10 protein-coding genes are annotated in these 14,734 nt (G+C 35.4%); 1 reads left to right on the top strand and 9 read right to left on the bottom strand.

Features of this window, described 5'->3' with window-relative positions; genetic code table 11:
- Nucleotides 1-76: 76 nt before the first annotated feature.
- From R1X58_RS01030 to R1X58_RS01000, 7 genes are all read right to left on the bottom strand, one after another.
- Nucleotides 77-1,261 (bottom strand): aspartate aminotransferase family protein, encoded by a 1,185-nt coding sequence (locus R1X58_RS01030; protein ID WP_240571361.1) that lies wholly within the window; start codon nt 1,259-1,261, stop codon nt 77-79.
- Nucleotides 1,262-1,269: 8 nt separating this feature from the next.
- Nucleotides 1,270-3,399 (bottom strand): OstA-like protein, encoded by a 2,130-nt coding sequence (locus R1X58_RS01025; protein WP_317293003.1) that lies wholly within the window; start codon nt 3,397-3,399, stop codon nt 1,270-1,272.
- Nucleotides 3,400-3,566: 167 nt separating this feature from the next.
- Nucleotides 3,567-4,799 carry a M48 family metallopeptidase gene (locus R1X58_RS01020; protein WP_240571356.1) on the bottom strand — a complete coding sequence of 411 codons (1,233 nt, stop codon included), beginning with the start codon at nt 4,797-4,799 and terminating at the stop codon, nt 3,567-3,569.
- A gap of 4 nt (nt 4,800-4,803) precedes the next feature.
- Nucleotides 4,804-5,601 (bottom strand): TrmH family RNA methyltransferase, encoded by a 798-nt coding sequence (locus R1X58_RS01015; protein ID WP_240571354.1) that lies wholly within the window; start codon nt 5,599-5,601, stop codon nt 4,804-4,806.
- A 73-nt stretch (nt 5,602-5,674) separates the two neighbouring features.
- Nucleotides 5,675-6,976 carry an amidohydrolase family protein gene (locus R1X58_RS01010; RefSeq protein ID WP_240571351.1) on the bottom strand — a complete coding sequence of 434 codons (1,302 nt, stop codon included), beginning with the start codon at nt 6,974-6,976 and terminating at the stop codon, nt 5,675-5,677.
- A gap of 10 nt (nt 6,977-6,986) precedes the next feature.
- A complete protein-coding gene (locus R1X58_RS01005) occupies nt 6,987-9,956 on the bottom strand; it encodes an amidohydrolase family protein (RefSeq protein WP_240571348.1) in 2,970 nt (989 codons plus the stop codon).
- Between the two features lie 76 nt (nt 9,957-10,032).
- Nucleotides 10,033-11,100 carry a DUF3810 domain-containing protein gene (locus R1X58_RS01000; protein ID WP_240571346.1) on the bottom strand — a complete coding sequence of 356 codons (1,068 nt, stop codon included), beginning with the start codon at nt 11,098-11,100 and terminating at the stop codon, nt 10,033-10,035.
- A 180-nt stretch (nt 11,101-11,280) separates the two neighbouring features.
- On the opposite strand from R1X58_RS01000, the gene R1X58_RS00995 reads away from it, so the two are divergent.
- The gene (locus tag R1X58_RS00995; RefSeq protein WP_240571344.1) at nt 11,281-12,744 is read left to right on the top strand and encodes an aminoacyl-histidine dipeptidase; all 1,464 of its coding nucleotides are present in this window, start codon (nt 11,281-11,283) and stop codon (nt 12,742-12,744) included.
- Between the two features lie 178 nt (nt 12,745-12,922).
- Here R1X58_RS00995 and yidD read toward each other — a convergent pair whose 3' ends face one another.
- Nucleotides 12,923-13,144: a membrane protein insertion efficiency factor YidD gene (yidD, locus tag R1X58_RS00990; RefSeq protein ID WP_240571342.1), complete on the bottom strand. Its 222-nt coding sequence runs from the start codon at nt 13,142-13,144 to the stop codon at nt 12,923-12,925.
- Between the two features lie 101 nt (nt 13,145-13,245).
- Nucleotides 13,246-14,727, bottom strand: a complete 1,482-nt coding sequence (gene cysS, locus R1X58_RS00985) for a cysteine--tRNA ligase (RefSeq protein WP_240571340.1) — start codon at nt 14,725-14,727, stop codon at nt 13,246-13,248.
- Nucleotides 14,728-14,734: the final 7 nt, after the last annotated feature.

Raw genomic sequence — 14,734 nt, 5'->3', positions numbered from 1 at the left:
AACAAAGTAATGAACAGTTAAGGAGTTTATTTGAAAAATTAAGTTGTTTGTTGGTATTTAGTCGTTTGTCGATGTTTTAGCTTTCAAGAATTTCGTCTAAAATGGAAATAATTATAGAACATCCTTTCATTATTTCTTCATTTGAAATCGTTAGAGGTGGCGTTATTCTTACTGCCCGACCTTCGAAGAGCAACCAAAAGAGAATTAAACCGGCTTCCTGACTCTTTAAAATAACGGTGTTAGCAATGTCAACAGATTGCATTATTGGGGCAAGCATAAGGCCTTTTCCTCGTACTTCGGTTATTAAAGGATGTACCAGAAGTTTTCGGAAAAGTTGTTCTTTTTCCAAAGCTTCAGTCATCAGGTTGGTTTCTGTAATTTCTTTTAATGTAGCTAAAGCTGCCGCAGCGATCACCGGATGCCCGCCGAAAGTGGTGATGTGTCCCATTTTTGGATTGTCCATCAATAAATCCATATGAGCTGTTGAAGCTGTAAACGCACCAATAGGCATCCCGCCACCAAGACCTTTGCCCATAACTACAATGTCAGGTACACAGTTGTAATTTTCGAAACCAAATAATTTCCCCGTACGACCAATACCCGGTTGAATTTCATCTAAAATAAGAACAGCACCAACTTCATCACAACGTTTTCTAACTTTAGTTAAGTAATCATTTTGTGGCTCTATAAAACCAGCACCTCCTTGAATAGTCTCTAAAATGACTCCGGCAGTTTTATCTGTTATTCTTAAAAGATCTTCTTCATTATTAAATTCAATATATCGAATGCCGGGAAGTAAGGGTCTAAACGCTTGTTTACGTTCTTCGTAGCCCATAACACTCATAGAACCCATGGTGTTACCATGATACGCTTTTTTAGCCGCGATTATTTCACTTCTGCCGGTAATACGTTTGGTAAGTTTAAGCGCACCTTCAATGGCCTCAGTTCCTGAATTGGTTAAATAAGTTTTATCTAATGGATTAGGTAAATGTTCTGCAATTAGTTTACAAAGCTCTACAGGTGCTTTTTGAGCGTATTCCCCATAAACCATAACATGCATATATTTGTCAAGTTGCTCTTTTATGGCATTTACCACTTTAGGATGGTTGTGTCCGAGCGGTGTCGCTGAAACTCCTGAAACAAAATCTAAAAAGGCATTATTATCAGTGTCATAAATATAACTGCCTTTAGCATGAGAAATTTCCATAGCTAATGGAAATGGTGAAGTTTGCGCCTGATATTTTAAGAAGTCTTGTTTCATGCTTTAAATTATTCTTTGATTTCTATAAGTGATGCGTTCCATATGTAAACTTCATCATTTGTTTGAATTTGTCCTAATAAAAATTTGAAATCATGAGTTTTAGTTTGAACTCCCTCCAATTCATATTTTTTCCATTTATTTTCGAGAGTAATATTTACATTAGATAAATCTTTGAATCCTTTTCCGTTATTATTTTTAATTTGTAATCTAAAAACTATTTTTCCTTTACCTTTTAGCCATATTGAGGCTTTAAGTCTTCCTTTTGGTTTGGATATGTCTTGCCAAATAATAGCATTGCTTTTACCTGTATTAACTATTTGACTAGAAGTATTTGTTTGATTTGGAGCATTTGTAATTTCCGGTTTCACAGAAATATTAAACTTTTTCCATTTCGGATTTTCAAAATTATTTGGAAATTCTAAGAGATTATCTAGGTTATTCCCTAAAAAATCCTGACTATTACCAGCCATATTAATTCGCTGCATCATCTCTTCGTTAAAGAAGTCGTCTTCGGGAATGTAATCGTCAAGACCTTGTATTTTTGGAAGAACTAAAGGTTCATCTTCTTTAAATAAATCTTCAACAGATTTTGGTCTTTCATCTTCACGCCAGTCAAAGCCTTTTAAACGTTTGTCTTTGTCAAGGTATTTGGATTCTGGAGGCAGGGTTCCGTCAACTTGGTTGAAACGGGTGTATTCTTCAATATCACCATTGGCAAAAAGAATAGAAATACTTCCGGATTTAGCCTTGTCAATACCAACCAATTCTTGCTTATCATTACGAACATAGAAAATAGATTGTGCGTTTTTGGTAATATCAACTGTTCGTAACTGATTTTCTTCATCAAATAAACCTAACAATTTTAATCCGTTTATTTGATTATATCCATCATCGGTAAGGGTGTCTTTACTAATGATAAACGCATTGTTGAAAACAAGAAGAGAATCTAATTTTTCAGTTTTTGTATTTGAAAATAGATGTATTGTATCACCTGTCATCTGGCTTTCGGCATTCCACATGATAGGTTTTTTTATGGTAGAAAACTTATCAGTAGTAGCTAAACGGTTTAGATTTATAAGTTGTGTTAAACCTGTTTTTTGATTGGAGTGTATAGAGTCTGCTTTACCACTTAAATCCGTTTTAAAGATTTTAGCTTTATAATAGGCTCTTAAAATACGTTCATCGGGTTTGCCTGTAACCATAATTTTATCGGCGTGCATGTAGATGGAATCGTTTTCCTGTTTAGTAACTGCTAAAGCGCGTTTTGTAATGAAAATAGAATCTTTCTCTTTAAAAACTTCAGCATAATGACCTTTAACAATGGTTTTGTTTATAGTATCGGTTACTTTAATATTGTTTGTGGCTGAAGCGAAACTTATGTTGTTGTCAAAATATAAGCTATCACCTTCTATAATACGATTATCATAATCGATTCTTGAATTTTTAACAGCAAAACCGGTTTTGTTTTTGGTATCGTAAAACCCTTTTTCGCAATACGTTTTGCTGGTTTCGGTTACAATAGTCGATGGTCCATATAAATATGCTTTCCCCGTGTCGGAATAAAAATCGAAGTAATTTGAATTTATTACGGCGTCTTCATTTGTTAAAACGACATTTTCTGTAAAACGATATTTTTTTTGTTGCATTAAATAACGACCAATTTGACTGGTAATGGTTCCTGAAGTGTCCTTTACAACGGTGCCGCCACTTTTGTAAAAAGCTTCCTGATTGATTCTGTCGAAATATAAAGTGTCGCTTGAAATAGTAGAATTGGGGTCTTTTAAAACCACGTCACCACTGGCAAAAGCCAGCTGTGAAATACCACTGTATTCAATATATTTAGAAGACATATTAATGGTGTCTCCCTGAATCATTTTTACATTTCCGTAGGCTTCAATAAAATTTTCAGCACTGTAGTGAATCGCTTTATCACACCACATTTCAATACTTCCATGAGCAATATGTACTTGCTGAGCATCGTCTCTGGTTAAAAGTTTCGCTCCAGGATAGTTTTCTTCGTCAACATTAAGTCTACCGGAATATTTGATTTCTATTTTTTTCTTTTCTTGAGCGGAAATATTACCAATTATAATTAGGCACAAGACAAGTAAATAGTATAAGGGGTTTAATTTTTTCAAGATTAAAAAGTTTGTAGCAAAAATAACGATATTTCTAAAGTTTAATTGTTTTGACACAAAAAACGCTCCAAAATTAATTAAGAGAATTAATAAGATATAAACAGACTGCTTTTTATGAGGTTTTATTCACGTTATAGTTAAAATTATTTTCGAATTTTTTAAAAAATCTAATTTCTTAAGTTCTGAATACGTTGTAAAAGTGTTGGGTGCGAATAGTGCATAAACACATACGCCGGATGTGGTGTTAAATTACTTAAACTGTTTTTTGATAGTTTTTTTAACGACGTAATTAAAGGTTCGCCTTTATAAGTTGTTTTTGCGTAATCATCGGCTTGGTATTCAAACTTACGTGAAAACACATTCATAATTAATCCTGTAATTTCTGAAATAGGTGAATACAACATCCCGAAGGCTATTAAACCAATGTGAAAGCTCGGCATGTCTACTCCTAAGGCATTTGAAAGTAACGGATTTGAAATGAAAAGCGATAACACATAAAGCATAACTCCGGTAAGTAAAACTGAAGATACTAAATTGAAAATAATGTGTTTCTTTTTGTAGTGTCCTACTTCATGAGCCAAAACCGCAACAATTTCTTCATCATCCAAATCATTAATCAAGGTGTCATAAAGGGTTACACGTTTTTCACTTCCAAACCCTGAAAAATAGGCGTTGGCTTTGGTGCTGCGTTTTGAGCCGTCAATAACAAAAATCTTATCGAGTTTAAATCCTACCGTATTGGCATAAGCTGAAATTTTATCGCGTAAATCGCCAGCATCTAAAGGGGTTTGCTTATTAAATAGGGGCACTATAAGTTTGGAATAAAACATATTCATAAATATTGTAAAAACAGTAACCAGTCCCCAGGCATATAACCAGAAATATTCACCTGAAAATTGATAAAACCAAATGATTAAAGCTAGAATACCTCCACCAACAATAGCCATCATGAACCAACCTTTTATTTTGTCAAGTATAAAAGTTTTAAGAGTAGTTTTATTAAAACCGAATTGTTCTTCAATAACAAAGGTGCTGTAATATGAAAATGGCGTGGTTAAAATGTCGCTTCCAATCATGATAATTCCGAAGAAAATTAAAGCAATTATAATCGGATTTTCACTATAGATTCTGGCCATGTTATCAACCCATGCAAAGCCATCTAACAATAGAAACCCCAAGGTTAAAACAATAGAAAATGTTGAGGTTATAATGCCAAATTTATATTTGGTAGACTTATAGCTTTGTGATTTTTTGTATTCAGCTTCATCGTAAACATCTTGCAAATCTTTAGGTAAAGCATCATTAAAATGTTTTGCGTTAAGCGCATCAAGAATTTTATCGACAATAAAATTGACAATAATTATGGCTATAATAATATAAAATAGAGTAGTGGAAGTCATGTTTTTATTTGAAATTTCTTTGGCGTTTGGCTTCAAAAATCAGGATGCCGGCAGCAACCGACACGTTCATAGAATCGATTTCACCTTGCATGGGAATGATGATGTTTCGGGTTGAATGTTTTAGCCAGGTATCGCTTAATCCAGTCGCTTCGGTACCAACAACAATAGCGGTTGGTTTGGTGAAATCCTGCGTATGATAATCAACTGAAGCTTGCAGCGCAGCGCAGTAAATATTAATATTTTGAGAACTTAAAAAAGAGATGATTTCTTCGGTTGTTCCGGTTGCAATCTGGTTTGTAAACACACAACCAACACTTGAACGGATAATGTTCGGGTTGTATAAGTCGGTTTTGGGATTGGCAATAATTACAGCATCGGCATTGGCTGCGTCGGCTGTTCTTAATAGGGCACCAATATTTCCTGGCTTTTCAGGTGCTTCGGCAACTAAAATTAAAGGCGTTTTGGTGTTGAATTTCAAATTTTCAAACTGATGTGTTTTACATTTTGCAACAGCTAAAACCCCTTCTGTCGTGTCGCGATAGGCTAACTTTTCGTAAACCTCTTTTGAGATTTCAATGCGATTGGTGTTTAAATGAACAACATTATTGAGTTGAGTTTCAGAAATTAAATCCGGGTAAAATAATATGGTGTCAAGTTGATAGCCGCCTTTTACTGCCAATGAAATTTCACGAACACCTTCAATTAAAAACAGTCCCGATTTTTTACGTTCACGAGATTTATCTTTTAGTTGAACTAATTGCTTTATATACGAATTCTGTATGCTTGTTATTTGTTTGCTCATATGGAGGACAAAAATACGTATTTAAAAAGACTTGAAGTAAATAAAAAAGCGAGCTAAACTGCTCGCTTTTTTATTATTTGGTTTTAAGTTTTTCTGAATACCGTTTCCAAAGTTCGGTTTGGTGCGTTTCTAAACTAATTTGTCTGCCATCAATAAAGGCATGAGAAATAGCATTTGTTTTCATATCAAGTGCATCGCCTTCCGAAATAAATAATGTAGCACTTTTCCCTTTTTCTAAAGAACCATAATCGGTATCAATCCGTAAAACTTTTGCTGCATTTAGAGTTATTAATTGTAAAGCCTGTTCCTGAGATAAACCGTAAGTAACTGTAGTTCCTGCATAAAAAGGTAGGTTTCTTGAACTCATACGTTCCATATCACCACTGCTGTCCAAACAAACCGTTATACCTTGATTAACCAATAAACGCGCTGTTTTGTAGGGTAGATTATAATCATCGTCGTCGCTATCAGGAAGCGAGTGCACGCGATTTAAAACCACAGGAATGTTGTTTTCTTTTAAAATATCAATAGTCTTATAAGCTTCTTTTCCACCAACAATTACGACATTGTTTAATTGAAAGGTTTTACAAAAGTTAACAGCATCAATAATGCCTTTTTCTTCATTAACATGGATGAACAATTTTTGATTTCCATTAAAAAGACCCTCCATAGAAGCAAAAGGTAGATTAGTCGGTTTTTTATCGCCCTTATTATAGGCTATTGCGTTTTGAAAATAAGTTTCAATTTCTTTAATCTGTTCGTTGTAGTTTTCATTCGCTGAAATTCCTGTACGGGTATTTGAAAAGAAGGCATGAGAAGCTGAAAAATTACTAGGCCAGTTCAGATGAAGCGCATCATTAACTTTAATAGCAGCGTCTTCCCAGTTCCAGGCATCAAATTGAACGACAGATGATGTTCCTGACATACGTCCGCCTTGCGGGGTAATTTGCCCGATAAGTACGCCGTTAGGTCTTAAACTTTCAACAATTTTAGATTCGGCATTATAGGCAATTAAACTTCTAATGTGGGGGTTCCAGGCTCCCATTTCTTTTTCATCATCTGACGCTTTTACAGCATCGATTTCTACCAACCCAAGAGTGGAGTTTGGTAAAATAAAACCAGGATAAACATGTTTACCATTAGCATTAATAACATCGATGTTGGTTAAATTTAGTTTTACTACATCGCCATTAACAATGTTTGTAATTCTCCCGTCACTTAATATAATAACACTGTTTTCAATAACAGTGCCATTACCGATATGAGCCTTTGCTCCCAGGATAGCAATGTCCTTTGTTTGTTTTGGAGCAGGTGTTTGTTGTGCAAATGCGTTAAGGCAACAAACAAAAGCTATGTATGATAAGAATGTTTTCATCTTTATATTATTAAATCTCATTTTCAATAGAATCGCAGTGTAAGTGTTTGTGTTCTTTCTTTTTAACAGGTTGCGTTTTATCACCTTTGTTTTTAGATTGAAGCATCATATTAATCAACTGGTTTTTCTCTGTTTTAATGGCTTCACGCATCTTTTTGTCTTGCTCAATATCGAAATAGGTAACACCTTCTATAATTGTTTTTTCAGCTTTAGCGTAAATACTTAAAGGATTGTGAGACCATAAAACGACATCAGCATCTTTACCAACCTTTATGCTTCCAACACGATCATCGAGATGTAACAATTTGGCAGGGTTTAAAGTCACAAACTTCCAGGCATCTTCTTCACTAACTCCACCATATTTAATGGTTTTTGCAGCTTCCTGATTTAGTCTGCGAGACATTTCGGCATCGTCACTATTTATAGCAACCGTAACACCAGCATTGTGCATAATGCTCGCATTGTACGGAATAGCGTCGTTAACTTCGAATTTATAAGCCCACCAATCGCTAAATGTCGATCCGCCAACGCCATGCTCAACCATTTTATCGGCTACCTTATAGCCTTCAAGAATATGGGTAAATGTATTAATGTTGAAGTTGAATTTTTCGGCGACTTTCATGAGCATATTAATTTCGCTTTGTACATAGGAGTGACATGAAATAAAGCGTTCTTTGTTTAGAATTTCAGCTAAAACCTCCAATTCTAAGTCTGTTTTATAAGGTTTTCCGCTTTTCTTTAAAGCATCGTATTCCTTAGCTCGGGTAAAGTAATCGATATATACCTGTTCAACCCCCATACGTGTTTGCGGGAATCTGCCACCACTCCAGTTAGACTGCTTGACATTTTCACCAAGGGCAAATTTTATGAATTTAGGGGTGTTGTCGTAGATTAAATTATCTGCCGATTCTCCCCATTTTAGTTTGATGATAGCCGAACGTCCACCAATAGGGTTCGCCGAACCATGTAGTATTTGAATGGAGGTAACGCCGCCGGCAAGGTTTCGGTAAATATTAACATCGGTTTCATTAATAACATCTTCGATGGTAACTTCGGCAGATGAGTTTTGTCCAGCTTCATTAATTGCGGCAGCGGCAATATGAGAGTGCTCGTCTATAATTCCAGCTGTTAAATGCTTACCAGTGGCGTCGATTACTGTGGCTTTTCCATTGGATAGGTTTTTACCTATTTTAGAAATTTTACCGTCTTTGATTAGTACATCGGTGTTTTCTAAAATACCATCTTTTTCGTTTGTCCAAACCGTAGCATTTTTAAATAACATGGTTTCTGCCCGTGGTATTTCGGCGAAACCGTAGGCTTTATTTGGGTAGGTAATAGGTAAAAGAATGTTTGTGTCTTTTGTTTCGGTTTCCGATTTGGAATCTTCAGCTTCTTTTTCTTCAGCCGTAATTTTTAAAGGAAATTCACTGCCGTTTGGTAGAATATACTTTCCTCTTAACACGCGATCCTTTTCAGTTAAAGCAGTTATTCTTATAAACTCCTGTTTGGTAGAATCTTTTGATGCGATTGCAATATTAACCCAGTCATCTTTGTAAGTCAGGTTGGCATTTAGCTTTTGTTCACCTTGTTTAACTTCAATTTTAGGTTTACTCAATTCACCTGAAATAGACATGCTATAGTTCTCATTTGCTAAAGTTACTTTGTAATCACCTTTTATATCCTTTTTATTGATGTCTTCAAATGTTGTTTTATTGCCCTGTACCCAGTTTTCGTAAATGGTGGTCTTTTTGTCGAAGATATCACCTGAGGTTACAATAAAATTCGCCAGATGCCCTTTTTCGAGAGAACCAATAAGTTGTTCTTTTCCTAAAAGTTGCGCCGGAATCATAGTTAAGGCTTCCAGAGCTTTTTCTTTAGAAAGCCCCGCTTCAATTACTTTTAGTAAGTTTTCCCTAAATTCTTTTAGAGATTTTGAACTGTGTGTAGTAAATGCAAAGATAATATCATTCTCAGATAATATTTTAGGATTTGAGGGTCTTTGATTCCAGGCTTTCATATCTCCCAAAGTTAATGCCGAAGATAAAAACGGATCTTCCACATCGTAAGCATCAGGGAAATTTAATGGTAAGATAAGTTTGGCTTGAGAGGCTTTAATATCGGCAACGCGCTCATATTCATCACCACCGCCTAACATCACGTATTGCACCCCATAAGCATCACCAACTTTATCAGCTCGCATAATGTTGGCTCGACTTCCCGCATCAAAAAACTGAATCAGATTTTTATTGTCATTAAAGGCTTCTAGTGATAAGTCTTTGGTATCTATATGGCCACCAGCATACCAGTCGGCATCAATAAATACTTGTCTTAATAAAGCCATGCTTCCCATTAAAGAAGTAGGATAGGCTTGTTGAGATGTTATACTTTTACTAAAAGAGGAATATTGTCCTGAATTTTCATCTATAATACGGTATTGGTTGCCTTGCTCATTATTCAATGCAATCAATACGCCTGTACCTCTAACAATACCATCAGGAATATGTGTGTTTACAACTCCAAACCCGGCTTTTAATAATTCGGTAGCTTCTTTAGTATTGTAATTAAATGCATCTGTCGCATGTTTTTCAGGCATGATATGGTCGTTCCAGTAATAACCTGTACGTGAAGCATCATATTGCCTTGATCTTCTACTTGAAGCAGAAGATGCGTTTGGAACTTCAATTCCGAAAGAAGAAAAGACATCGATAAAAGATGGGTAGATGCTTTTACCTTCAACATCGATAATAATTGAATTTTTTGGAATGGAAACCGATGATCCGGTAGCAACTACTTTTCCATCTTGAATAAGAAGAGTTCCGTTTTCAATAATTTGTGTTGGAGTAACAAAAAGTTTGGCATTGGTTATGGCGGTGTAGTTTTTGTTCACAGTGTGTACGCCATCATTTTTTGGAAAATAATCCTGTGCAAATAGGCTCATTGAAAATACAATGGCCATACTTGCTAAATAATTTTTCAGCATGTGATAGAGGTTAGTTAAGTCTTAAATGTACGAAAAATCGAATTTTATTGAATAATGTTCAGAAAATTTTAACTTTTCATAAAGATTTTTCATTGAAGTAATTGCTCAGCAACGCTACCACATAACTGTAACTTTCCATGCCTTTGCTTTGTTGGTTGGCTTTTAAATAGTTACTGTAAAAGATTTTGAAAAAGGGTTCTAACGGATTGGCATGAGCTTCCCAGAAGTCGCGGGTTTCTTTGTAGTTTTTTAAAATACCCTCATTAACATCGGCAACTAAGTCGTCGTAAAGACATTCATCTCGAAAATAGACTTCGTTTAAGCAATAGCGTAATCCAAAAGTAAAGCCGGCATAATTAAAGTAAATATCATCATGATTAATAGCCGCTAAACAACCTATAAAATTGGCTTCGTTTTCAGCAGCATAGCCCAACTGGTGAGCAATTTCATGAGAAGATGTTGTTGGTATTTTAATGGTTGGAATAATGGCGTCAACTTGAGCCTCGTTGGTTAACGGATTTAAATAACCACTAAAACCCATATATGTTAGCGGGTAACTAAATAGCGACTTTTTTACACTTTTTGGATGGTATTCCAAATGTGGAAATATGATTTTTAAGTTTTCATAACCTATTGGCGCCATATTAAGAATTTCTGTTTTGCTATAGGGGACGGTAACTTTAATAGTATCGTTATTGGTGATTTTTAAATGCAGCTCGTTCGATTTTTTAATGAGCTTTTCGGTAACAGCGACCAATTGTTCTGTAGTATAATCGCGATTTAGGTTTAAGTTTTTATGAAGCGGTAATCGGTGGTAATTTAATCCCCAGCATAAATGAAACAAAAAGAAAATAACAGACAGAGCTACAGTTACATCAATCACCCAATTCAGACTATCTTTCCAAATACGGGTTTTTTTTAAATACAGCCATCTTAATATATAGATTATGGCAAAAGCATAGATTAAATCGCCGAACGAAAAAGGTAACCAACCCAGCGTATATCGAAACAGCTTCGAAATTATTGGATACAGTCCATTACTGTAATAGGTTTCAACAAATTCAGGATACTTGCCCAGTAGCTTAACAAACAGATATTGCGGAATAATAAGCAGGGCAATAATGGTCTTTTTCTTTATCAGCATATTTCAAAAATAATAAAAATAAGTACCCGATGGTCGGTGTTTATCCGTTAAGGTTTCTTCCTGCTGTTCGTTATATCTTTTTTTGTCATGCTTCTAAAAAAAGGATGCCACTTCCATCAGGAGTAGCGACTTAAATCTGTGGGTTTTTGCTACCTTTGCAAGTACTAAAACTATATAAAAATGAGTTCAGAAATAAGACAACTTCAACCCCAACAATTGTGGAATAAATTCGCCGATTTAAACGAAGTACCACGTCCTTCAAAAAAAGAGGAACGTGTTATAGCGTTTATGAAAAGTTTCGGTGAAAACTTAGGTTTAGAAACAGTAGTTGATGCTGTTGGGAATGTCATCATAAAGAAGCCTGCAACTGTGGGTATGGAAGATAAAACAACCGTAGTGATGCAGTCGCATTTAGATATGGTTCATCAAAAAAATAACGATACCGTTTTCGATTTCGATTCTCAGGGTATTGATATGTATATTGATGGCGATTGGGTACGCGCAAAAGGAACAACCCTTGGTGCAGACAATGGGTTAGGTGTGGCAACGATTATGGCTATTTTAGAAAGCACCGATATTGCTCATCCTGCCATAGAAGCTTTATTTACCATTGATGAAGAAACTGGAATGACTGGAGCGATGGGCTTAAAAGGCGGATTGCTTTCAGGTGGTATTTTATTGAATTTAGATACCGAAGAAGATGATGAGATTGGTGTAGGTTGCGCCGGAGGAATCGATGTTACGGCAACCAGAACTTATGAGGAAGAAGAAACACCGGAATTTAAAATTGGATTCGAGATAAAAGTAAAAGGGTTGCAAGGAGGACATTCAGGAATGCAGATTCATGAAGGTCTTGGTAATGCCAACAAAATTATGAACCGCATGTTATTTGACGGTTTCGAAAATTATGGATTACGTATTTCGCAAGTAGAAGGAGGAAGTTTACGTAATGCCATTCCTCGCGAGAGTGTTGCTGTCGTGGCTATCGATGCCATTCATGAAGAAGCATTTGTATTAGAAACTAAGATTTTAGCAGATGTTATTAAGAATGAGTTAAAAACCATGGAACCAGATTTAGAAATTTTAGTTTCTAAATGTGAGACGCCAGAGAAAATTATGGATTTAGGTATTCAGGAAGGGTTTACCAGAGCACTTTATGCTGCACATAATGGTGTTTACCGTATGAGTGCCGATATTCCTAATTTGGTGGAAACATCAAATAATATAGCTAAGGTTATTATTAAAAATGGAAATATTCACGTAGGATGTTTAACGCGATCTTCGGTTGAGAGTTCAAAAATGGATTTAGCGAATACCTTAAGAGCGACATTTGAATTAACGGGTTGTGAAGTTGAGTTTTCAGGCGATTATCCTGGTTGGGCGCCAAATATGGATTCTGCCATTTTAAAAGTAATGACTAAGTTATATGAAGATTTAAACGGAGAACAAGCACATGTTGCCGCTTGCCATGCCGGATTAGAATGTGGTATTCTTGGACAAAATTACCCTGAAATGGATATGATTAGTTTTGGTCCTAATATTAAGGGAGCACACAGTCCAGATGAGCGTGCACAGATTTCTTCAGTTCAAAAATACTGGGCATTTGTTCTTGAAATACTTAAGAACATTCCGAGTAAAAATTAATTAAAATGTATTTTATCGAATAAATTTGCGTTTAATCGATAGGTTTTGCATATTTGTTTAGTGAAAAGCATTTTTTGAATGAAACATAAAGTAAGCCCCAAATGGCCTCTAAAAAGAAACATTCGGAATAATGCTTTTTATTTTTTTACTAAGAGAGATTTGAAATACTAAGATTGAATTAAGGTACAGGGTCGTAACCTGAACCTCCCCAAGGGTGACAACTAAAAATGCGCTTTATTGCCATCCATCCACCTTTAAACAAACCATATTTTTGTAAAGCTTCTTTGCTGTAATGCGAACAGGTAGGCGTGTATCTACAGGTTGCTGGTGTTAGCGGAGAAATAAAGGTTTGATAAATCTTTATTAGAAATAGAAACGGTACAACAAGTAGTTTTTTCATGCTTTTGTTAACCTGAACTTGTTTCAGGTTCTTTTGTTAGTTCGAGCGGAGTTGAGAACTTTTAGTTAGTGAATTCTCAACTCCGCTTTAACTAACAATATTTAATTTACGGAAAACGTTGTGCCGTCTTTACCGTCTTTTAGTTGAATTCCAGCGTTTGCCAATTCATCACGAATTTGATCAGACAAAGCAAAATCTCTATTCGCTCTGGCTTCTTGTCTTAATTTTATTAAAATATCTACAGCCGCCGATAATTTATCGGTACCCGATTCCTTTTTAGTCACGTTTTCAAGCCCTAAAATATCAAAAGTAAAGATGTTAATCGTTTCTTTTAATAATTCTAAATCAGTTTCGGTTAAGGTTTCTACACCTTCTTTAATCTGATTAATATATTTTACAGCTTCAAATAAATGCGCAATAACAATAGGAGAATTGAAATCGTCATTCATAGCATCATAACAAGCTTGTTTCCATGCACTGATATCTATTGTTGAGGTTTTAGAAGCTTGCAGGCTATCTAATTGATTAATAGCATCCATTAACCTGTAAAATCCTTTTTCGCTTGCTAATAACCCATCATCGGTTAAGTCTAAAACACTTCTGTATGATGATTGAGCGATGAAGAAACGAATCACACTTGGCGCGTAAGCCTTACTGAAAAATTTGTTGTTTCCGGATAATAATTCATCCGGATTCACTGTGTTTCCAGTAGTTTTAGACATACGTTGTCCGTTTAATTCCAGCATATTGGCATGCATCCAGTAGTTTACTGGCGATTCTCCTTTAGCGGCTTCATTTTGAGCAATTTCACATTCGTGGTGCGGGAATTTTAAATCCATTCCTCCACCATGAATATCAAATTTATCACCTAAATATTTAGTGCTCATGGCTGTACATTCTAAATGCCAACCCGGGAAACCGTCTCCCCAAGGCGAAGGCCAGCGCATAATGTGTTGCGGTTCGGCTTTTTTCCAAAGGGCAAAATCCTGCGGATTCTTTTTATCGCTTTGTCCGTCTAATTCACGGGTGTTGTGAATTAAATCGTCCAGTTTTCGTTTACTTAATTTTCCGTACTCATGACTTTCATTAAACTTATATACATCGAAATATACCGATCCGTTTACTTCGTAAGCAAAACCATTATCGATAATACTTTTTATAAGTTCAATTTGTTCAATAATATGTCCTGTTGCTGTAGGCTCAATGCTTGGCGGCAGGAAATTAAAGATGTTTAGAATGTTATGAAAATCTACAGTGTAGCGTTGTACTACTTCCATAGGTTCAATTTGTTCTAAACGTGCTTTTTTAGTGATTTTATCTTCACCAGCATCGGCATCATTTTCTAAGTGACCAGCATCGGTAATATTCCTTACATAGCGAACTTTATAACCTAAATGCTTTAGATATCTGAATATCATATCGAAAGACATAAAGGTTCTTACATTTCCTAAATGCACGTTGCTGTAAACCGTGGGTCCACATACATACATACCCACGTGGCCTTCGTTTATAGGTTTAAAAAGTTCTTTTTTACCAGTAAGAGAATTATATATTTTTATGTGTTGATCTTGAAAAAGTTGCATTGATGTT

The sequence above is a fragment of the Aestuariibaculum lutulentum genome (assembly GCF_032926325.1).
In the GTDB taxonomy this organism is placed as follows: domain Bacteria; phylum Bacteroidota; class Bacteroidia; order Flavobacteriales; family Flavobacteriaceae; genus Aestuariibaculum; species Aestuariibaculum lutulentum.
Note: the sequence above shows the minus strand (reverse complement) of the source record. Positions and strands in the feature narration are given on the sequence as shown.

What these genes read in the sequence shown, in the direction of transcription:
- R1X58_RS01010 (WP_240571351.1), bottom strand. Translation starts at nt 6,976, where the DNA reads ATGAAAACATTCTTATCATACATAGCTTTTGTTTGTTGCCTTAACGCA.
- R1X58_RS01030 (WP_240571361.1), bottom strand. Translation starts at nt 1,261, where the DNA reads ATGAAACAAGACTTCTTAAAATATCAGGCGCAAACTTCACCATTTCCA.
- R1X58_RS01015 (WP_240571354.1), bottom strand. Translation starts at nt 5,601, where the DNA reads ATGAGCAAACAAATAACAAGCATACAGAATTCGTATATAAAGCAATTA.
- R1X58_RS01005 (WP_240571348.1), bottom strand. Translation starts at nt 9,956, where the DNA reads ATGCTGAAAAATTATTTAGCAAGTATGGCCATTGTATTTTCAATGAGC.
- cysS (WP_240571340.1), bottom strand. Translation starts at nt 14,727, where the DNA reads ATGCAACTTTTTCAAGATCAACACATAAAAATATATAATTCTCTTACT.
- yidD (WP_240571342.1), bottom strand. Translation starts at nt 13,144, where the DNA reads ATGAAAAAACTACTTGTTGTACCGTTTCTATTTCTAATAAAGATTTAT.
- R1X58_RS00995 (WP_240571344.1), top strand. Translation starts at nt 11,281, where the DNA reads ATGAGTTCAGAAATAAGACAACTTCAACCCCAACAATTGTGGAATAAA.
- R1X58_RS01000 (WP_240571346.1), bottom strand. Translation starts at nt 11,100, where the DNA reads ATGCTGATAAAGAAAAAGACCATTATTGCCCTGCTTATTATTCCGCAA.
- R1X58_RS01020 (WP_240571356.1), bottom strand. Translation starts at nt 4,799, where the DNA reads ATGACTTCCACTACTCTATTTTATATTATTATAGCCATAATTATTGTC.